Raw genomic sequence first — 20904 nt, 5'->3', positions numbered from 1 at the left:
AATCGACCGCCATGAACCATCCCAGCAACCACCCCGCTTTGCCCCCAGTGCCCACAATCGTCAAGGAGCATCACGAGAAGAAGAAAAACCAGTTCTTCACTCACTTCGACCGTGTGTCGCTGAGCAGCAAGCTGGTGGCCTGCACCATCTGCGTGCTGCTTATCGGCATTACGGTTATCTCCATTTCCATCCGCACGCTGGTGAGCAACTACATGCTGGAGAAAACCGACAACCAGCTGATCCAGCAAAGCGAACTGGTAATCAACAACATCGAGTATCTGGTCAAACAACAGGAACAGAACGCCGGCAACGCCAGCTCCAGCCCCAATTCCTATTTTGTGCAGCTGCAATACACCGATGGCACCAAAGATAGTCAGGGCAATCCTCTGACAGCCAACCTGCTGATGCCACAGCTCAACGACGGCATCGTGTCGGTGCCGGTGTTGCCCTCCAATGGTGACACCAAAGGCATTACGTTGGGCCAGCCCTTCACCACCCAGGCGCATGCCCGGCAGATCGTGCGTATCAGTGGAGACACGGGTTCTGGAAACGACAATGATAAGGATTCCGATGCCAATTCCGGCTCGGACTTGCCGGATTCAGGCAGCGGTGTCACCATCACACTGGCCAGTCCTTCGCCGAACGCCGATCATGACACCATTGTCGCGGCCAATTCGCCATGGCGCATCATAGCGGCGTATTACACGCTGAAAAGCGGCGAGGTGAAAGGCATCGTGTATGTCGGCTTGTCGCTGTACGACCAGATCGACACCATCAACACGCTTACCCGCTACTGCATCATCGTCGGTGTCGCCGTGGTGCTGCTCGCCGGTTCCCTGGCCACGCTGATTATTCAGCACACGATGAGCCCGCTGAAGCGTATGGAGAAAACCGCCGCGAAAATCGCCGCCGGAGACTTAAGCCAGCGCATCCCCTCCGCTCCGGAAAACACCGAAGTCGGTTCCTTGGCGGCCTCACTGAACACGATGCTTGCACGCATCGAAACCAGCTTCCATGAGCAACAAGACACCACCGACAAGATGAAACAGTTCGTCTCCGATGCTAGCCATGAGCTGCGCACCCCGTTGGCCGCCATCCATGGGTATGCCGAGCTGTATAAGATGCAGCGGGACATGCCGGGGGCATTGGAGCGTGCGGACGAATCCATCGCGCATATCGAACGCTCCAGCCAGCGCATGACCGTACTGGTCGAAGATCTGCTCTCCTTGGCACGCTTGGACGAAGGCCGTGGCATCGATGTGACCGGCACCGTCAACCTCACCTCCCTGCTGACGGACGCCGTGGACGATTTGCATGCGCTTGATCCCGACCGCGCGATCAAACGTACGAATATCGCATTGGTGCCGTCGCAGGATCTCAATCATCCGGCTATGCTCACTCTCGCCGATGGCGATTGGCCGGCAATCACACTGCCCGGCGATGCCTCGCGCCTGCGTCAGGTGGTGACCAATATTGTGGGTAACATTCACCGTTACACCCCTGCCGATTCGCCCGCCGAAGCAGCGCTTGGCATTCTGCCCGCCGCCATCGAGCCGCGCGAACTGGGCAGACTGTCTGCCACCGATGCCTCGTTGCGACGCTTTATCGAAGCGGCCGAGGTCGGCGCATCAATGCAAACCGGCTATCGGTACGCTGTGCTGCAGTTCGTGGATCATGGTCCGGGCGTGCCCGACGAGAACCGTTCGCGCATTTTCGAACGCTTCTACACCGCCGACCCCTCACGAGCCAGGCAAACAGGCGGCACTGGCCTAGGACTGGCCATCGTGCAATCCGTGGTCAAGGCGCATCACGGCTTCATCTGCGCTACGGCAAGTAATGGGGGAGGCCTGACCTTCACCGTGGTGCTGCCCGTGGATCAGATCGCCGCCCCGGCCGCGCCGGCACAGACCGACACCAAGACCGGCAAGATCAAAACATCCTGGTTCTCCTCGAACAAGCAGCAATAATGCCCGACGTTGCGGGTTCGCGCAGCGAGGATTTTCAGCCGGACGCGCGCCAGTCACGACCGGTGCGGTAGACTGTATCTTTGGTTTATATTCGTTTGACGAGGTTGAAGGAAGGTCTGCAATGCCCACCGGTCGAGTTCGTTGGTTTGACGCAGCCAAGGGATATGGCTTCATCACCAGTGAGGAAGGCAAGGACGTGTTCATGCCGGCTCAGGCCCTGCCCGCTGGTGCTACCACGCTGCGTAAGGGTGCCAAGGTGGAATATTCCGTGGTGGATGGCCGCCGCGGCCCGCAGGCCATGGGCGTCACGCTCATCGCCTCCGCTCCCAGCCTGGTCAAGGCCACCCGCCCCAAGGCGGATGATATGGCCGCCATTTGCGAGGATCTTATTAAGATGCTGGATACGGCCGGCAACACGCTGCGCCGTCACCGTTACCCCTCCGCCGCTGAAAGCAAGAAGCTGGCGACATTGCTGCGCGCCGTGGCGGATCAGTTCGACGTACAGGAATAAACAGGATCAATCGATGAGCGATACTATCGAACCCACCACCATCGAAACGGATGGATCTGACGTCAGCCGCGGTGCCGCGGCGACGCCGGATCCGCAGGCCATCGCAAAGGCCGTGCTGCTGGAAGTGGTTGACGAGCCCGATCAGGTGGGTGATTTCGTCACCTCAACACAGCTTGAGGATCACGTCACCGATTTCCGTTTCGCCGCGCACATTCGCGGTTATGAAGGCTGGCAGTGGTCGGTGACGATGTATCACGACCGTGAACTGGATTCCTGGACGGTGAACGAATCCTCGCTGATTCCCGCCGAGGGCGCGTTGCTGCCGCCCAAGTGGATTGCTTGGAAGGATCGTCTGGAACCCACCGACCTGTCGCCCACCGATTCGATTGGCACCGATCCTGACGACGAACGCATGGAGCCGGGCGAGGTGGCCGAATCCAGCTTGGAAGATGTGAACGACGCGGTAGAGACTTTTCGCCTCACCCGACGTCACGTTTTGAGCTCGTTGGGTCGCGCGCAGGCTGCAAAACGTTGGTATGAAGGTCCGCGCGGGCCCAAGGCGCTGTCCACCAAAACGGCGGATGGCAATCTATGCTCCACCTGCGGCTTCTTCGTGCCGTTGGCCGGCGAATTGGATCGCATGTTTGGCGTGTGCGCGAACAAGTGGAGCCCCGACGATGGCCGTGTGGTCTCTCTGGACCATGGCTGCGGTGAACATTCCGAAATCGAGCCTCCGGAGCCCAGCCATCTGTGGGTGCAGTCCAAGCCCGCATTCGACGACCTGCATATCGATGTGGTGATGCGCAAACCGCACAAAACCGCGGCGGATGCGTCAGCATTGGCGGAAGATGAGGAATCCGCCGTTTCCGATGATGCTGAGAACGAAGCTCTGGCAGATGCTGCAGATACCGAGGCTCAGAGCGCCGAGAAGGTGGAGGATGCCCAGAACACCGCCTCCCAGACGACGCAAGGCGAGCAGTCCGAAGAGTCTGCCGCGCGCGATACCGCTGTTGCAGCTGAGGATCTCGATGCCACGTCGGACGATGCGGATGACGTTGATGATTCGGCTGACGATATCGAAAGCATTGATGATATTGATGCTGACGATCTGGATGACGACAATTCAGATGACGACGATGATCCAGACGATGATGAAGCCACGGAAGAGGACATCATCGCCAATACCACCGTCGACGATGAAGACGATGACGAGCCCATCGACGATGACGAACCCGACCATAGCGACGATATAGCCCCTGAATTGGAGGCCGTGGTGGATCTTATCGAGAAATTCCGCCAAGCCAAATCCGAGGCTGAATCCGCTGAATCTGCCGAATAATCCACAGTATTGGAAATATCGGATTCGGACGTTCTCTCACGCACCGAATCCGATACTTTTTTATCTTCAGTCGTTCATGATTAGTGCACGACGGTGACGGTGCATTCGGCGAAGTTTACGATCTGCCTGGAGACCGAACCCAGGAAGTGCGCATCCAAACCGGACAGGCCACGTGAGCCGACGATAAGATGGCTGGCATAGCGCGAAGCTGCAATCAGGCCCTTGGAAGCGGGAATATGGAAGGCATTCGTAGTGACCTTCACTCCAGCCGGAACCTCGACTTTAGACATAAGCTCGACCAAAATCTCATCGGCGCGCTTCTGACCAACCTCCACGGGAGCTACGGCATTCTCGTAGCCGGCGATAGTGCCCAAATCCTTCAGCTGCCAGCAGAACATGACATTCAGCGCACGATTATGCACCTGCGCCTCATCCAACGCGAACTTGAGCGCATGCAGGGAAGTCTCCGACCCATCGACACCAACCACCGCCGGGCGGGCATCGGCAGCCACCTGCGGCTTGGGCTGGGTGTAATGCACAGTCGTATCTTCCGGAGTCAGGGCGTTGACAATTGCATCGGTCACCGTCTCATCCTCACTGCCGGCAATGCGCACCACGGTCACCGGAACCTGAGCCTCCTCAGCCAATGAAGCTGACAGCGAACCCATGAACCAACGTGCCACGCGGCCCAACGAACGGCGACCCACCACAATCTGATGTGCATCCTTGCCAATCTGCAGCAGGGCAGCAGTACCGGACGCCTTCACGGACGTGAGCTTCAGATTCGCCGGATCAAAGTCGATGCCGTCAGAAGCCTTATCCACCCAGGCGCGTAGTTCGTTGGCGATTTCATGGCGCACTTTGGCCCAAGCCTCGTCACTGTCCGGCTCGGAACCCATGTCCCACGAATGCGTCCAGCCGAACACGGCGTTAACATGCTGGCCGGTTAGTGCAGCCTCCTTCAGCGCCCACTTCAACGCTGCAAAGGATTCATCGGAACCATCCACACCGACGACAATGTCGGCCTTGGTTGTTTCGCTCATCACATACCTCCCTTTATCTATGGGTGATGATTGGTCCTATCACACCAGCATATCGTTTTCTTTCCCTCTGACAGCGCAATTCATGGAACAAGCTGAATAAACGTCACCCGAAATCGGTAGAGTAAAACGGAATGTCAATTGAGGAAGGACAAGCATGTTCGAACGGTTTACCGACCGTGCGCGGCGCGTGATCGTGTTGGCGCAGGAAGAGGCGCGAGCCCTCCAGCACAACTACATCGGCACCGAACACCTGCTGCTCGGCCTGATTCGCGAGGGCGAGGGTGTTGCCGCCAAGGCGCTCGCCTCGAAGGGCGTCGAGTTGGATGCCACCCGCAAGCAGGTTGAAGAGATGATCGGCAAGGGCAATGCGGCCCCGAACGGGCACATTCCCTTTACTCCGCATGCCAAGCAGGTGCTGGAATTTTCGTTGCGCGAGGCTCTGCAGCTGGGTCACAGCTATATCGGCACCGAGCATATTCTGCTCGGTCTGATTCGCGAGGGCGAAGGCGTGGGCACCCAGGTGCTGATCAAGATGGATGTTGATCTGGGTGAGTTGAGAAGCGCGACTATCGATATGATTCGCGGCAACTCCGGCACCGGTGACGGCAAGGGCGAGCTGGCGAACGCCGGTGGCGTGGCTGATAAGCAAAACAAGTCCGGTTCCGCCATTCTCGACCAGTTCGGCCGCAACCTGACCGCCGAGGCTGCCGAAGGCAAGCTGGATCCGGTGATCGGGCGCACCAACGAAATCGAGCGCGTTATGGTGGTGCTGTCTCGCCGCACCAAGAACAATCCGGTGCTGATCGGCGAGCCCGGCGTCGGCAAAACCGCCGTGGTCGAGGGCCTGGCTCAGAAAATCCAGGCCGGCGATGTGCCTGAAACCCTGAAGGGCAAGCAGGTTTACTCGCTGGATTTGGGCTCCATGGTGGCCGGTTCGCGCTACCGTGGTGATTTCGAAGAGCGCCTGAAGAAGGTGTTGAAGGAAATCAAGACCCGCGGCGATATTGTGCTGTTCATCGACGAGATCCACACGATTGTGGGTGCCGGTTCCGCCGATGGCGCGCTGGGTGCCTCCGACATGTTGAAGCCGATGCTTGCGCGTGGCGAACTCCAGACCATTGGTGCGACCACCACCGACGAATACCGCAAGTACATCGAGAAGGACGCGGCACTGGAGCGTCGTTTCCAGCCGATTCAGGTGCACGAGCCGACCATCGCCGAAACTATCGAGATTTTGAAGGGTCTGCGTTCGCGCTACGAGAACCATCATCATGTGACCATCACCGATGGTGCGTTGCAGTCCGCAGCCGAACTCTCTTCGCGCTATATCCAGGATCGTCATCTGCCGGATAAGGCCATCGATCTGATCGATGAGGCCGGTGCACGCCTGCGTATCAAGCGTCTGACCGCCCCGCCCGAGCTCAAAGAGCTGGACGAGAAAATCGCCAAGCTCGCCGCCGAAAAGGACGAGGCCATCAAAAACCAGGACTTCGAAAAGGCCGCCGAACTGCGCGACAGCCAGGAGAAGCTGGAAGCCGATCGCAAGGCCAAGGAAACCTCGTGGCGTGAGGGCGAATCCGACGTCAAGATGGTGGTGGATGAGGATGTGATCGCTGAGGTAATCAGCTCGACCACTGGCATCCCGGTGTTCAAGCTCACTCAGGCCGAATCCAAGAAGCTGCTCAATATGGAAGCTGAGCTGCACAAGCGCATCATCGGCCAGGATGAGGCGGTTTCCGCACTGTCTCGCTCCATCCGCCGTACGCGTGTGGGGCTGAAGGATCCGAAGCGTCCCTCCGGCTCGTTCATCTTCGCCGGCCCCACCGGCGTGGGTAAAACCGAGCTGGCCAAGACGCTCGCTGAATTCCTGTTCGACGATGAGGATGCGTTGATCCGCGTCGATATGTCTGAGTTCTCCGAAAAGTACGCTGCTTCGCGTCTCTTCGGTGCACCTCCGGGATATGTCGGCTATGAAGAGGGTGGCGAACTTACCGAGAAGGTGCGTCGCAAGCCGTTCTCCGTGGTGCTGTTCGATGAGATCGAAAAGGCCCACCCCGACATCTTCAACACGCTGCTGCAGGTGCTGGACGATGGCCACCTGACCGATGGTCAGGGACGCAAGGTGGACTTCAAGAACACCATCATCATCCTGACCACCAACCTCGGTACGCGCGATATCGCCAAGGCAGCCAACACTGGCTTCAACCTGGGCGCGAACACCGAGTCGAGCTACCAGCGCATGAAGGATCAGGTCTCCAGCGAATTGAAGCAGCAGTTCCGCCCAGAGTTCCTCAACCGCTTGGATGACATTATTGTCTTCAAGCAGCTCACCGAGCCCGAAGTGCGTCAGATCGTTGATTTGGATGTCAAGCAGCTCAACGACCGCCTGTTCGATCGCCACATGTCGCTGGAACTGACCAACGCCGCCAAGGATCTGCTCGCGCAGAAGGGCTTCGACCCGCTGCTCGGCGCCCGTCCGCTGCGCCGCGTGATTCAGCGCGATATCGAGGATGCCATCTCCGAAAAGATTCTGATGGGCGAACTCGAAGACGGCCAGAAGGTCACGGTCGACGCCGAAGGCGAGGGCATTCTCGGCGAATTCACCTTCAAGGGTGAAGCGTTCGAGGAGCCGCAAGGCGAGGCGACCCAAGGCACAGATTCCTCTGAGCCTGAAGCTGCGGACAAGCCTGAGGCTGAGACTGAACCAGCGAACACGGATGCCGCGCCCACTGATGAGGCGCAGTCCTGACGCAACTGTTCTAGCAGTCATATGAAATGCCCAGCCATATTGTTGGCTGGGCATTTTTATTGGACTGTCATGGATGGTACGACAACTCGTGCACGCAGCAACCGGTGCGGAAAGAATCAGCGCAACAGGTTGAGTTCGGTATCGATGGTTGTGGTACGGGTGAACAGCGTGTGACCGGCACGCACCGAACGCAGCACGTCGGCTCGCTCGTAGACCGCATTGAACACGCTATCGGCGTCGAGCACGATGAAGTTCGCAGGCTTGCCCGGCTCCAGACCGTATTCGTTACGCATGCCCAGCGAAGTGGCACCATTGATAGTGAGGAACTTCAGTGCATCATCGATTTCCTCGAAGCTCATCATCTGCGCCAAGTGCAGCACATAGTCAAGAATCAGCATCATATTGCCGTTGCCCAACGGGTACCAAGGATCCTGCATGGAATCCTGGCCCAGCGATACGTTCACGCCTGCCTCGGTAAGCTCCTTGACACGCGTGATACCACGACGCTTCGGGAACGTATCCTGACGTCCCTGCAAGTACAGATTCTCGGTGGGTGCGCACGCGAAGTTCAATTTCGCAGCCTTCAGCAGCTTGGTTAAATGGAAGAAATAGGCATTATCTGTGGAACCAAGCGAGCATGTATGGCTGGCTGTGGTGCGCTCGCCGATGCCGGCCTTGTATGCCAGTGCCGCCAGCAGCTCCACGTAGCGCGAGTTCGGATCGTCGGTTTCGTCGCAGTGTACGTCAATGAGTTTGCCGTATCGGGATGCCAATTCCACAACCGTATGCATCGAGCGTTCGCCGAATTCACGGCACTGCTCAAAGTGGGGAATACCACCCACGCAGTCGGCCCCCATCTTCAGGCCTTCCTCCACCAAATCCGCGCCGGTTTCACCGTGCGGCCCCTCATAGGAATACATGCCCTCCTGGGGGAAACTCACGATTTGCAGGGTGACAGTGTCAGCGAGCTCTTCTTTCAGCTCCAGCAGAGCTTTCAAGGATGTGAGGTTCGGGTCGGTAACATCGGCATGCGTGCGAATGAACTGCACGCCATGACGCATCTCTTTGGCAATACCGATTTTCGCACGATGCTTGACCTCGTCCACGGTCAGATCGGACTTCGTCTCGCTCCAACGCTGAATGCCTTCGAATAGGGTGCCGGACTCGTTAACCGCACCGGGCTTGCGAGCCGTGAACACATAATCAAGATGCAAATGCGTGTCGCAGAATGGCGGACATACCAGTTTGCCGCCCAGATCCACTACGTCCAAGGCATGTTTGTCACAACCTTGTGCGGCAAGGCGCTCGCCAAGATGCTCACCGAATTCAACGAAGCGGCCGTCTTGCACCAGAATATCCTGTACAGGCGCGGTTTGTGCGGCAGTGCTTCCCGGCTCTCCAGTGGCGATATGCGCGTTGGTAAATAGTTGCATGCCCATAGTGTCTCCAATCCCGAACTGCACGGTAGGGCGCATGAACGACGGAAGCATGTGTCCGTCTGGTTACGTCGCACCGCGATTGCGTAATCTTTGGCCACTATTGTCAGCATAACGATTTGCGGCAATGTTACCCGCTGTTGAAAGTCGTAATGCGCAGAATGGACAGAATGTATGTCGGTAACTATTCAAGACGTGCTGAACAACGCCCGGTTCCAGCAGGCCGATCCCACGGTGGAATCGGGGGAGTCATTGCTGGATACATCCGTGCGATGGGTTTTCACCAATGAGCGCGAGGATGTGGCCTCATTCCTGACTGGCGGCGAGCTGCTGATCGTTGAAGGGCAACGTTTTATCAGTGAGCAGTGGTCCATGGATTTGGCTCAATACGTGGATTCTCTGGTTCGAGCACAGGTCAGTGCCTTGGTGGTGGAACTTGTTGAACAGGTGCATGAGGTACCGGAGGAATTGCTGGCCGAAGCACGCTTGCGTGGGCTGGTGGTTATCGGTTTGCATAAGCGCATACCATTCGTGGATATATGCCAGAGCATCAACACCATGATTGTGCGTGAGCATATGCGGTTCCAAGTCGAGGTGGACACTATGTCCACTGCGTTGCGCGAACGATTGTCTCATGTGGAGTCCATCGAGTCATTGAATTCGGCAATCGCGCAACTCTTTAGCGAAAGCGTCACTCTGTTCGATGCCGAAGGTTTGCCGGTAGCCCAAGCAGGTCAGCCGTTGCAAGCGGGGGAGCGTAGCATCATCATCACATTGCGGGAACGGCAACGCCCTATTGCCACTTTGGAAATGTCTTCACGCGGGCAACCGCTTACCAAACAAACCTGCGATCTTATTGCGGAAGTGGCCTCTCCAGTGGCTTCACTGTTTCTTGACGGCGGCGTGCGCATCGGTATGCTCGCACATCTTCTGGCCGGGCCCCAAGATGGTGTACATGTAACGCCCCTGGAAGCACATGATGATCATGACATGCTTGCCGGTTTAGGATATGGTGCTTCATGCATCTATCATCCGTTCGCCATACGCATGCGTTCCTTGATGCATGGTATGCCGCATGTTTCCGCAGTATTCGATGATATTGGCGGCCAAGGGCTGACTATTGAATGCCTGTTGGATGGCGATACCATGTTCGGCTGGTTTGCCACCACTGATATGACGGAATCGATTGCGGCGTTCAACGCTCGCTGCCATACTGCATTGGTCTCATTGGCAGGTTTCGCAGGGCTGCTGATCATCGATGGGCGAACCGCAGTGGACTGCCCGAATCTGATTGATAGCTTTGCCGCGTTGCGTGATGCTTTGGCACTGTATCGCGTTGACGATGCCGCATTAAGCGAAACCGGCATGCTGCGCACAGTGGCTGCCAGCGTGCTGGATTGTGCGTACGCTCAGCCTCGCACCGACCAAGCCGCACGATTGCTGATTGCCCGCGCCATGGGAACGGCATTGATTCAAGATCGTGTATTGCTGGACACCTTGTGCGCCTGCTTTGACAACCTCGACAACAAAACCGGTGCATGTGAACAATTGGGTGTCCAGAGGCAAACCCTGTACAACCGGCTGGACAAAGTGACGTTGATCACCGGTGTTGACCCTGCTGACCGCCAAGCATGGTCAATGCTGCTACTTGCCGCCAAAATAGCCGCAACCACAAGCCATACATAGCTTGGAATCGTTGTGCATTCGGCGTGATGAGCCATTAGGCAAACTGTCCAAAATGCTCCGGGACGGTTTTACCGGCGGTTCACGTTTCGGCAAATGCGAATGGGCATAGTCATGAATCAACAGCGGCGAAACGTTATCCATCCGATCGCCGCCCGAGAGGAAAGGTTGGTGTTTTCGATGACAGCTAGTGCCGCATTCGTGTCCACCAAGACATTTGCTTCACGTCCCGAATCCGAGGAACAGTCCATGGTGCGTAAAGTCGCCGTGTCGTCTTTTCTCGGCAACTTTATCGAATGGTTTGATTACGCGTCTTATTCCTATTTCGCCACCACCATCGCCCTGGTGTTCTTCCCCACCGGCAACCATACGGTGGCTATGCTGCAAACCTTCGGTGTATTCGCACTGTCGTTCATACTGCGCCCGATCGGCGCCCTGTTCTGGGGAAGCTACGGCGACAAGAAAGGCCGCAAGGCCGCGTTGGCGCACTCCATTCTGTTCATGTCCGGCGCATCATTCCTGATTGGATGCCTGCCCTCCTACGCGCAGATCGGCGTTGGCGCTCCCATCCTGCTACTTGTGCTGCGCATGATTCAAGGCTTCTCCGCATCCGGCGAATATGCTGGTGCCGCCACATTCCTCGGCGAGTATGCGCCCACTAACAGGCGTGGTATTTACTGCTCACTGATTCCGGCCTCCACATCAATCGGACTGCTGGCCGGATCCTTCCTGGCCACGATGATGTCCACCCATCTCACGCAGTCGGCCATGGTCGGGTGGGGATGGCGTATTCCATTCCTGATGGCCGGCCCGCTGGGCTTGGTGGTGCTGTACATTCGCTCCAAGCTGGCCGACTCCCCGGTATACCAGTCCATGTCTGAAGCGTTGGATACCAAGCAGAGTGCGGTTGAAGGTGGTTTCTTTGCACCGCTGAAGGAACTGTTCTCCAAGCATTTCAAGGCTTTGGCCATCAGCTTTGGTGCCTGCATGCTGAATGCGGTCGGCTTCTACGCCGTGCTCACCTACCTGCCCACGTACCTGTCCGACACTGTTGGCATGGACGTCGCCCAGTCCGGCACCATCACCACCGTCTGCCTGGTCTCCTACGTATTCATGGTGTTCTTCATGGGACATATCTCCGATAAGTTCGGTCGCAAGAAGGTGCTGATTGGTGCCTGTGTAGCGTTCATCGCACTGACTGTGCCGGCGTTCCTGATCCTGAACACTGCCTCATTCGTGCCGGTACTGATCGTTGAACTGGCCATGTGCCTGACGTTGACGGCCAACGACGGCACTCTGTCCAGCTATTTGACGGAAACCTTCCCGACTTCGGTGCGTTTCACCGGCTTTGCTTTCAGCTTCAACCTTGCCAATGCCATCTTTGGTGGCACGTCCGCGTTCGTGGCTACCGGACTGATAGCGCTTACTGGATCATCCATTGCGCCGGCATGGTACATGGTTGTTGTGGCTGCCATTGCCTTGGTGGCGATGATTCTCTCCCACGAAAACGCGGACAAGGATTTGCAACACATCTGATCGTAAGCATCTGATTGCGCAACGTAACGGAAACCATCACGCCGTAGCCTCATGCCACGGGTGACATCAATCACAACAAGGAGCATAGCTCATGACAACTCGTCGTATGGATCACATGACATGGCCGCAATTCGCGGCATGCAAGGACAAGCCGGTAATCGTGCCGATTGGCTCGACGGAACAGCACAGTCAGCACCTGCCCATGGGTGTGGATGCGATGCTGGCACAGCATATTGCTGAGGATGTGGCCGAACGTATCGATGGTGTGGTCATGCCCACGCTGTGCTATGGATACAAGTCAAAGCCGGCTTCCGGTGGCGGCCCGCTGTTCCCTGGCACCATCGACATGAACGGTGTGACGGTTATCAACCTCATGCACGACGTGCTCAGCGAACTGGTGGCGGATGGATTCACCAAAATCCTCGTGATGAACGCCCATTTCGAAAACGAAGCGTTCATTGTGGAGGCCATCGATCTGGTAACCCGCGAAACGAATGGTGCAGCCACCATCGTGGAAACCAACTGGTGGGATCCGCTGCCGCAAGCTGTGGTCGATCAGGTGTTTGATGGGCTGTCCTTCCCCGGATGGGCGTTGGAACATGCCGCAGTCACCGAAACATCCCTGATGATGCACTATGAGCCGGAACTTGTGCATATGGATCGTGTTATCGACAAGGGCAACGCCGAAGCCAAAACTTACGTGCGCTACCCGGTCAAGCCAGGCGATGTGCCCGACTATGGTGGTCTGGCCAGTCCAGCCGGATCCAGCGCTGAGCGTGGCAAGCTGATGGCGGACGCCTGCGTCGAAGCCGTGGCAAGCATCTGCGAACGTGAGTTCGGGCCGAACGTGGCGTGAAACGAATCTGATTCAGCGACCAGATAAAGGCAATCCCCTCAATCTTCAACGAGATTGAGGGGATTGCCTTATGTGATTACGACTCGCTTAGGCGACGCTTACTTGATGGCGTTCAGCCACTGCTCCTTGGTGGCCTTTTCGGCTTCGAGCTTGGCCTTCTTCTTCGCGTCGGTTTCGGCGGCGATCTTCGCATCAAGCTCGCTGAGCTGAGCGGTCAGCTGCTCCTCGAAGCTGGACTTGCGGGCATCGGCTTCAGGGTCGGACTGCTTCCAAGCGGCATCCTCAACGGACTTGATCTGCTTGTCCACGGCGTCCAGACGGTTCTCGATGCGGCGCATGTCATCGCGCGGCACGTAACCGATCTGATCCCATTCCTCTTGGATGGCGGCCAGTGCCTGACGTGCCTTCTTGGCTTCGGCTTCGGACTTAACCGGTACCAGAGCCTCGGCCTTGACCAGCAGCTCTTCCTTCTTGGCGAGGTTCTCCTTCTCGGAAGTGTTGATCTGGTCACGATCGGCCTGACGAGCGTTGAAGAAGGTGTCGGCGGCCTCGCGGAACTTGGCCCACAGCTCGTCGTCCTCGTTGCGGCCGGCGCGGCCAGCCTTCTTCCAACGATCCATCAGATCGTTGAACTTGCGGGAGGTTTCGCCCCAAGCGGTGGAATCCTTAAGCGCATTGGCTTCGGCGATAATCGCTTCCTTCACGTCCTTGGCCTGGGTGCGCTCGTTGTCGCGCGCCTGCGCCCACTTGCGGCGAGCCTGGTTGAACGTGGTGCGAGCGGCGGAGAAACGCTTCCACAGCGCTTCGGCTTCCGGCTTGTCGATGCGCACGGTGGTGCGCTGGTGGTTCTGCCACTCATCGAACAGAGCGCGGAACTTATCGGCGGTGGAGCGCCAGTTGGTGTTGTCGCCGAGGGAAGCGGCGAGGGCTTCGGCCTTCTCCACGATAACGGTGCGTTCGGCAACCGCCTTGGCGACGGCGGCCTTGCGAGCTTCGGAGATTTCAGTCTTCTTGGCTTCGCCGGCGGCCTTCAGCGCTTCGAACTGAGCCTTCAGCGCGGCCAGATCGCCCACAACAGCCGGGGAGGCGGTTTCCTCACCCAGAAGCTTCAGGGATTCGTCGATTTCACGAGCCTTGATGCCAGCGGCGTTCAGACGCCCGGCCAGCAGGTCGAGCTTGGCCTTGAGATCCAGATAACGGCGGGCATACAGGCCCAGCGCCTCTTCCTTGGAGACGTCCGGGAACTGGCCGACCTCACGTTCGGCTTCGCCATCGCGCACGAATACGGTGCCGTTGTCGTCCACGCGGCCGAAAGCTTCGGCTGCCTTGACATCAGCCTCGGAATATGCGGCTGCGGATACCGCAGCTGCTGCAGCCGGCTTGGCGGCCGGCGTCTTCTTGGCGAATGCGGCAGGGGAGGGGGCATGCGGCTTGGCCATCGCCGCGGGGCTCGGTGCTGCGGGCTTGGCCGGCGCTGCGGCGACCGGCGTAGTCGGTTCGTTAGCGGGCGTCGTTGCCTGCGGTTCGCCTGCAGCGGTGTTCTCGGTTTCGGTGACGGTTTCGTCGGCCATAGGTCAGCTCCTTTTCAAAGCGTGTGTCAGGTGGTGGAAGCGGCTCCGCATCGCGGCATTTCGCGTTGTGTTGACGCAACCCTCACCTATTATATTGATTTCGTGGCTAAAGGTGCATCAATATCAGGATTCCCGGAGTGGCTCCCCTCCGAACGTGTCGTGGAGCAGCGTGTCATCGATACGCTTCGTAAGGTTTTTGAGCTCAATGGTTTTATCGGCATTGAGACCAGAGCGGTGGAAACAGGCGCTTCTCTGCTGAAAAAGGGAGAGACCAGCAAAGAGATTTATCTGCTGAGCCGTTTGCAGGAGGTCGGGCACGAATCCGACACCCCGATTGAGGATCGACTCGGCTTGCACTTCGATTTGACCGTGCCGCTGAGCCGGTATGTGGTTGAACATTCCGGCGATCTCGCCTTCCCGTTCAAGCGTTGGCAGATTCAAAAGGTCTGGCGTGGCGAGCGCCCGCAAGAGGGCCGCTTCCGTGAGTTCGTGCAGGCCGATATCGATGTGATCGGTGCTGGCGATCTGCCTGACCACTATGAAGTCGAGCTGCCGCTGGTTATGGTTTCGGCTTTGGAGCAGCTGCGTGAGTTCGGCCTGCCCAAGGCCACCGTGCATGCCAATAACCGCAAGCTGTCCGAGGGCTTCTATCGTGGGCTGGGCCTGAGCGACATCGAAGGCGTGTTGCGCGAAATCGACAAGCTTGACAAAATTGGTGCCGACGAAGTGGCCAAGCTCTTGGTTGACGAATGCGGTGCCAGCGAGTCGCAGGCGCGCGCTTGCCTTGAACTGGCCGAGCTGACCGCCGCCAATGGCACTGAGCTGAGTGAAAAATTCGATGCACTGTGCGCCCAGCACGGCATCGCTACCGACGTCGAAACCAACGAATCCTATGCGTTGGCACGTCAGGGCCTGGATACGCTGGCCATGATTGTGGACGAAGCCGCTGCGATTCGCCCCGGTTCGGTGATCGCCGATCTGAAAATCGCCCGTGGACTCGACTATTACACCGGTTCCGTCTACGAAACCTTCTTGGACGGTGCGGCTTCGCTGGGCTCCATCTGCTCGGGAGGCCGCTACGATAATCTCGCCTCGCAGGGCAATCGCAAGTATCCGGGCGTGGGTCTGTCCATCGGCCTGTCTCGTCTGGTGAGCTACATGCTGCACTCCGCCGGTGCGCACGCCAACCGTGTTTCGCCTGCCGTGGTGCTTGTGGCCGTGTGGAATGAAGAGGATCGCACTGCCGCCAATCGCATCGCCGGCGCGTTGCGTGCCCGTGGCATCGCCACCGACGTGGCTCCCACCGCCGCCAAGCTGGGCAAGCAGATCAAATATGCGGACAAACTCGGCATCCCCTACGTGTGGTTCCCCGGCTCTGCTGTCGAAGGCGGCGAGACGGGCGGCGACGAGGTGAAGAACATCGTCACCGGCGAGCAAACCCCCGCTGATTGCACGTCGTGGGAGCCGGATACTGTTATTGCCCGGCAAACCGTGGTAATCGATTGATTTTCCAACGAAAAGAACTGAAAGAGGAAGCATGAGCCAGACGGCTTACAGAACACATCATGCCACCGAAGTCACTGAGGCTTTGGTCGGCCAGAAGGTCACTCTTGCCGGTTGGGTTGACCGTCGCCGCGATCACGGCGGCGTGGCCTTCATCGATCTGCGCGACAACACCGGCCTGGTGCAGGTCGTGATCTATGACGAAGACATGGCCCGCCCGCTGCGTTCCGAATTCGTGATCCAGGTCACCGGCGAAGTGCGCCTGCGCCCGGAAGGCAACGAGAACGAGCATCTGGCCACCGGCAAAATCGAAGTCGTGGCCGAAACCATCGAAGTGCTCGCCAAGTCCGATGCCCTGCCGTTCCAGGTGTCCACCGCTTTGGAGAACGAGTCCGAGAACAAGTTGCCCGGCGAGGATATCCGCCTCAAGTACCGCTACCTCGATCTGCGTCGCCCCTCCATGGCCCGCAACCTGAAGCTGCGTTCCGACATGGCCAAGGCCGCCCGTCACGCGCTGGAGGAAATGGACTTCACCGAGGTTGAAACCCCGACGTTCATCAAGTCCACCCCGGAAGGTGCCCGCGATTTCGTGGTGCCTGCCCGTCTGGTGCCCGGCTCCTGGTACGCCCTGCCGCAGTCCCCGCAGCTGTTGAAGCAGCTGCTGATGGTCGCCGGCGTGGAGCGCTACTACCAGCTCGCCCGCTGCTACCGCGATGAGGACTTCCGCGCCGATCGCCAGCCCGAGTTCACCCAGCTCGATATGGAGATGGCCTACGTGGATCAGGAAGATGTGATGGCCATGACCGAGAAGGTCGTCGCCGCCATCTGGAAGTCCGCCGGCTACGAGATTCAGCTGCCGCTGCCGCGCATCACTTGGAAGGATGCGATGGACAAGTACGGCTCCGACAAGCCGGATCTGCGCTTCGGCAATCCGCTGGTCGAGCTCACCGATTACTTCAAGAACACGCCGTTCCGCGTGTTCCAGGCTCCGTACGTGGGTGCCGTGCTGTTTAAGGGCGGCGCTGACACGCCTCGTCGCCAGTTCGACGCATGGCAGGAATGGGCCAAGCAGCGTGGTGCCAAGGGCCTTGCCTATGTGCAGTTCGAGGCCGACGGCACCCTCAAGGGCCCCGTTGCCAAGAATCTGTCGGAAGAAGAGCGCAATGGCCTGATGCAAGCCGTGGGTGCCGAGCCCGGCGATGCCGTGTTCTTCGGCGCTGGCTCGCGCGAATCCGCCCAGCTGCTGCTCGGTGCGGTGCGCGTGGAGCTCGCCCGTCGCGAAGGCCTGCTCGACCCGAAGAAGTTCGCCTTCACCTGGGTTGTGGACTTCCCCCTGTTCAAGCCCACCGACGATCCGGATGACGACGATTACTCGATCAGCCACTCCAAGTGGACCTCCATGCACCACCCCTTCACCATGCCGAGCAAGGATTGGATCGACAAGTTCGACAAGGATCCTGAGCATGCCATGTCTGACTCCTACGACATCGTGTGCAACGGCGAGGAAATGGGCGGCGGCTCGGTGCGTATCCACCGTGACGACATTCAGGATCGCGTGCTGAACGTGCTCGGCATCTCCGCCGAAGAGGCCCAGGACAAGTTCGGATTCCTGCTTGAAGCCTTTAAGTACGGTGCGCCGCCGCACGCAGGCCTGGCCCTCGGTTGGGATCGTACCGTGTCGATTCTCGCCGGTGCCGACTCCATCCGTGACGTCATCGCCTTCCCGAAGGCCGGTGGCGGCCGCGATCCGCTGACCGGCGCTCCGGCCCCGATTTCGGCCGAACAGCGCGCCGAAACCGGTGTGGACTACGATCCCGACGAAGAAGAGTAGTCTATAGCGCAACGACCCTGCGCATGCCCTGTGCCTGCGTATGTGATGCGTTGCAATAGATTGTCTGCGAACCCCTCCCATCCGGAGGGGTTCTTTGCTATGGCTGTGTCGCAGTGTCGCTGAACCGTTACTAAATCGCTCGTGGCAATGAACGCGATATACGATATTGCCCGAACGTTTACCGTGCGTTTGCCTACCATGGCTTTGCTCTTCATATGATGTGCCTAGCGTGATAGATATGAGACCACAGAATGATAGCAACGGCATATGGCGGCGGGTGCGCGACGCCTATGTAAAGCATGTTCCCGCACAAGTGACATTCGGCGTCTTAGTCGGGGCTTTTCTTATTGCTGTCGTAATCGGCGAGTTTGCCCGCATTGTAGCAATGGGCTGATGGATCTGGCACCTGTGAACTAATCAGTGAACTCAATAGTGAGCTGGTTAGAAAGGTACTGTATTCACTTCGTTAGCAGGGATATGGTATTGTGCCACCATGTCAGAAACGAACAATGAAGCAGTGCGTTCGCGCACGACAGGAGGCGCCAAGCGCCCGAATACGCCGCTGGTCCCCGGCCAAGAGGATCCTATGCACCCGCTGGTGGAACTCACCCACGTGGAAAAACACTACGGTGATCTGCACGTCTTAAAAGACATCAATCTCAAGGTTGACAAGGGCGAAGTGCTCGTGGTGGTCGGCCCCTCAGGCTCCGGCAAATCCACGATGTGCCGCACCATCAATCGCTTGGAAACCATTGACTCCGGCGATATTCGCATCGACGGCAAGCCCCTGCCGCAGGAAGGCAAGGAACTGGCGAACCTCAGGGCCGAAGTCGGCATGGTATTCCAGTCGTTCAACCTGTTCGCCAATAAAACGATTCTGGAAAACGTCACGCTTGCCCCCATCAAAGTGCGGCATATGAACAAGAAGGAAGCCGAGGATCTGGCCATGGATCTGCTCGCCCGCGTGGGCGTGGATTCGCAGGCGAACAAGATGCCCAGCCAGCTTTCGGGCGGCCAGCAGCAGCGTGTGGCCATCGCCCGCGCTCTGGCCATGCGCCCCAAAGTCATGTTGTTCGACGAGCCGACCTCAGCGCTCGACCCCGAAATGGTTAACGAAGTACTCGACGTAATGGTGGAGCTCGCGCACGAGGGCATGACGATGATCTGTGTGACGCATGAGATGGGCTTCGCGCGCAAGGTCGCTAACCGTGTGGTATTCATGGCCGACGGTCGCATTCTCGAACAGTCTTCGCCGGACGAGTTCTTCGAGAACCCGCAGACCGACCGCGCCAAGGACTTCCTCTCGAAGATCCTCACCCACTAGAAAGGCGTCGCATGAAGAGGGGAAAGATGATGATACGTCGCGCGCTCGCGGCGGCATGCGCAGTTGCGACGGTCGTTTCGCTGGCCGGTTGCGGCGCAAGTGAAGAAGGTAAGATTCGCATCGGCATCAAATTCGACCAACCTGGCCTGGGCTTCAAAAAATCCGGCACCTATGTCGGTTTCGATGTGGATGTGGCAAAATACATTGCCCGTTATCTCGGCTATTCCGAGGATCAGATTGTTTTCAAGGAATCACCGTCCAAGCAGCGTGAGGCCATGCTGCAGAACGGTGACGTGGATATGATTCTCGCCACCTACTCGATTACCGCCGAACGTAAGAATACCGTTGATTTCGCCGGCCCTTATTTTGTGGCAGGCCAGGATCTTCTGGTGCGCAAGGGCGATGACTCGATTCAGGGCCCGGAAGACCTTGACGGTAAGCGATTGTGCACGGCGACGGGCACCACCTCCGCTAAAAACGTCAAAGAGAAATTCGCAGGCGGCGTGCAGCTGATGGAACAGCCGGGATTCGCTGAATGCGCCACCGCCCTGTTCTCCGGCATTGTGGATGCGGTGACCACTGACGATATTATTCTGGCCGGTCTGGCCTCCGCCTCCCGCGGCAGGTTGGAAGTAGTGGGCAAGCCGTTCACCGAGGAATATTACGGTGTCGGCATCAAGAAGGGCAACAGCGAGCTGGCTGCCAAAATCAATGATGCCATCAACCAGATGATTGAGGACGGCTCCTGGCAGCGCGCCATCGAAGACAACACCGCGGGCACCGGCTACCAGCCGAACGCCAAGGTGAATCCGCCCCACGCCACCGAAGGCGAGGGACATGACGTAATCGCTACGGAAGAATAGGAGGGGAGATGATGGAAAGTTTCCTGATGCTGTTTGCACAATACGATATTCCACGCGCCTTCCTTGTCAATATCGAATTGACATTGTGGTCCGCACTGTTCTCGATGGTGCTGGGCACCGTACTGGTGATGATGCGTATTTCGCCGATCTCGTCGCTTCGAACGGTGGCTGGCGGCTATGTGGAGTTCTTCAAGAACATGCCGCTGACCATCATCATGGTGTTCATGGTGCTTGGCGCGTTCGGCCAGTTGAAGCTGAGCTTCTCCGACACCTTCGCCACGAACTTCTTCTGGCTCGCGGTTACGGGTCTGAGCCTGTATACGGCGGCATTCGTCTGTGAATCGCTGCGTTCGGGCATCAACACGGTGCCGCTCGGCCAGGCCGAAGCCGCACGCGCCCTTGGATTGGGCTTCATGCAGTCGGCCACCGAAATCATCCTGCCGCAGGCCTTCCGCGGCTCGGTGGCACCCTTGGGCAATACGCTGATCGCGCTGCTCAAGAACTCCACGGTGGCGGCGGCCGCGTCCGTATCCACCGAAACCAGCTCGCTGATGAGCGAGATGATCGAATATCACCCGGACGTCATCGTGTCGATCTTCATGATTTTCGCGTTCGGCTACGTGATTCTCATCATCCCCATCGGCATGCTGACCACATATCTGTCCAACAAGCTTGCGGTGAGGAGGTAACCC

Annotated in this window: 15 protein-coding genes; 12 read left to right on the top strand and 3 right to left on the bottom strand. The window is 58.2% G+C overall.

Features of this window, described 5'->3' with window-relative positions; genetic code table 11:
- The first annotated feature begins 11 nt into the window (after positions 1–11).
- From G1C95_RS04095 to G1C95_RS04085, 3 genes are all read left to right on the top strand, one after another.
- Positions 12–1967, top strand: a complete 1956-nt coding sequence (locus tag G1C95_RS04095; RefSeq protein ID WP_169171682.1) for a sensor histidine kinase — start codon at positions 12–14, stop codon at positions 1965–1967.
- 121 nt (positions 1968–2088) lie between these two features.
- Positions 2089–2478, top strand: a complete 390-nt coding sequence (locus G1C95_RS04090) for a cold-shock protein (protein WP_169171681.1) — start codon at positions 2089–2091, stop codon at positions 2476–2478.
- A gap of 13 nt (positions 2479–2491) precedes the next feature.
- Positions 2492–3817, top strand: a complete 1326-nt coding sequence (locus G1C95_RS04085) for a DUF3027 domain-containing protein (protein ID WP_169171680.1) — start codon at positions 2492–2494, stop codon at positions 3815–3817.
- A gap of 80 nt (positions 3818–3897) precedes the next feature.
- Here G1C95_RS04085 and G1C95_RS04080 read toward each other — a convergent pair whose 3' ends face one another.
- Positions 3898–4860: a universal stress protein gene (locus G1C95_RS04080; RefSeq protein ID WP_169171679.1), complete on the bottom strand. Its 963-nt coding sequence runs from the start codon at positions 4858–4860 to the stop codon at positions 3898–3900.
- Positions 4861–5014: 154 nt separating this feature from the next.
- Here G1C95_RS04080 and G1C95_RS04075 point away from each other — a divergent pair, with 154 nt between their 5' ends.
- Complete coding sequence (locus tag G1C95_RS04075; RefSeq protein WP_169171678.1) at positions 5015–7609, top strand: ATP-dependent Clp protease ATP-binding subunit; 2595 nt, start codon at positions 5015–5017, stop codon at positions 7607–7609.
- Between the two features lie 116 nt (positions 7610–7725).
- On the opposite strand, the gene G1C95_RS04070 is transcribed toward G1C95_RS04075, so the two are convergent.
- Positions 7726–9048 (bottom strand): amidohydrolase family protein, encoded by a 1323-nt coding sequence (locus G1C95_RS04070; RefSeq protein WP_169171677.1) that lies wholly within the window; start codon positions 9046–9048, stop codon positions 7726–7728.
- 171 nt (positions 9049–9219) lie between these two features.
- On the opposite strand from G1C95_RS04070, the gene G1C95_RS04065 reads away from it, so the two are divergent.
- From G1C95_RS04065 to G1C95_RS04055, 3 genes are all read left to right on the top strand, one after another.
- On the top strand, positions 9220–10731 hold the full coding sequence (locus G1C95_RS04065; RefSeq protein ID WP_169171676.1) for a PucR family transcriptional regulator: 1512 nt from the start codon (positions 9220–9222) through the stop codon (positions 10729–10731).
- A 246-nt stretch (positions 10732–10977) separates the two neighbouring features.
- Positions 10978–12264, top strand: a complete 1287-nt coding sequence (locus G1C95_RS04060; protein WP_169171851.1) for an MFS transporter — start codon at positions 10978–10980, stop codon at positions 12262–12264.
- Positions 12265–12370: 106 nt separating this feature from the next.
- On the top strand, positions 12371–13120 hold the full coding sequence (locus tag G1C95_RS04055) for a creatininase (RefSeq protein WP_169171850.1): 750 nt from the start codon (positions 12371–12373) through the stop codon (positions 13118–13120).
- Positions 13121–13218: 98 nt separating this feature from the next.
- Here the strand turns inward: G1C95_RS04055 and G1C95_RS04050 are convergent, their stop codons facing one another.
- Positions 13219–14691 (bottom strand): DUF349 domain-containing protein, encoded by a 1473-nt coding sequence (locus tag G1C95_RS04050; protein ID WP_169171675.1) that lies wholly within the window; start codon positions 14689–14691, stop codon positions 13219–13221.
- A 102-nt stretch (positions 14692–14793) separates the two neighbouring features.
- Between G1C95_RS04050 and hisS the strand changes: the two genes are divergently transcribed.
- The 5 genes from hisS to G1C95_RS04025 all read left to right on the top strand — a co-directional run bounded on the left by hisS (position 14794) and on the right by G1C95_RS04025 (position 20901).
- Positions 14794–16197, top strand: coding sequence for a histidine--tRNA ligase (hisS, locus tag G1C95_RS04045; protein WP_169171674.1), 1404 nt, complete (start codon positions 14794–14796; stop codon positions 16195–16197).
- A gap of 31 nt (positions 16198–16228) precedes the next feature.
- A complete protein-coding gene (aspS, locus tag G1C95_RS04040) occupies positions 16229–18025 on the top strand; it encodes an aspartate--tRNA ligase (RefSeq protein ID WP_169171673.1) in 1797 nt (598 codons plus the stop codon).
- A 586-nt stretch (positions 18026–18611) separates the two neighbouring features.
- The gene (locus G1C95_RS04035) at positions 18612–19349 is read left to right on the top strand and encodes an amino acid ABC transporter ATP-binding protein (protein ID WP_417852257.1); all 738 of its coding nucleotides are present in this window, start codon (positions 18612–18614) and stop codon (positions 19347–19349) included.
- A gap of 29 nt (positions 19350–19378) precedes the next feature.
- A complete protein-coding gene (locus G1C95_RS04030; RefSeq protein ID WP_169171849.1) occupies positions 19379–20212 on the top strand; it encodes a glutamate ABC transporter substrate-binding protein in 834 nt (277 codons plus the stop codon).
- Positions 20213–20223: 11 nt separating this feature from the next.
- Entirely contained in the window at positions 20224–20901 is a 678-nt protein-coding gene (locus tag G1C95_RS04025) for an amino acid ABC transporter permease (RefSeq protein WP_169171848.1), read from the top strand.
- Positions 20902–20904 lie beyond the last annotated feature (3 nt).

Origin of the sequence: Bifidobacterium oedipodis (assembly GCF_012932425.1) — a bacterium.
Classification (GTDB): domain Bacteria; phylum Actinomycetota; class Actinomycetes; order Actinomycetales; family Bifidobacteriaceae; genus Bifidobacterium; species Bifidobacterium oedipodis.
Note: the sequence above shows the minus strand (reverse complement) of the source record. Positions and strands in the feature narration are given on the sequence as shown.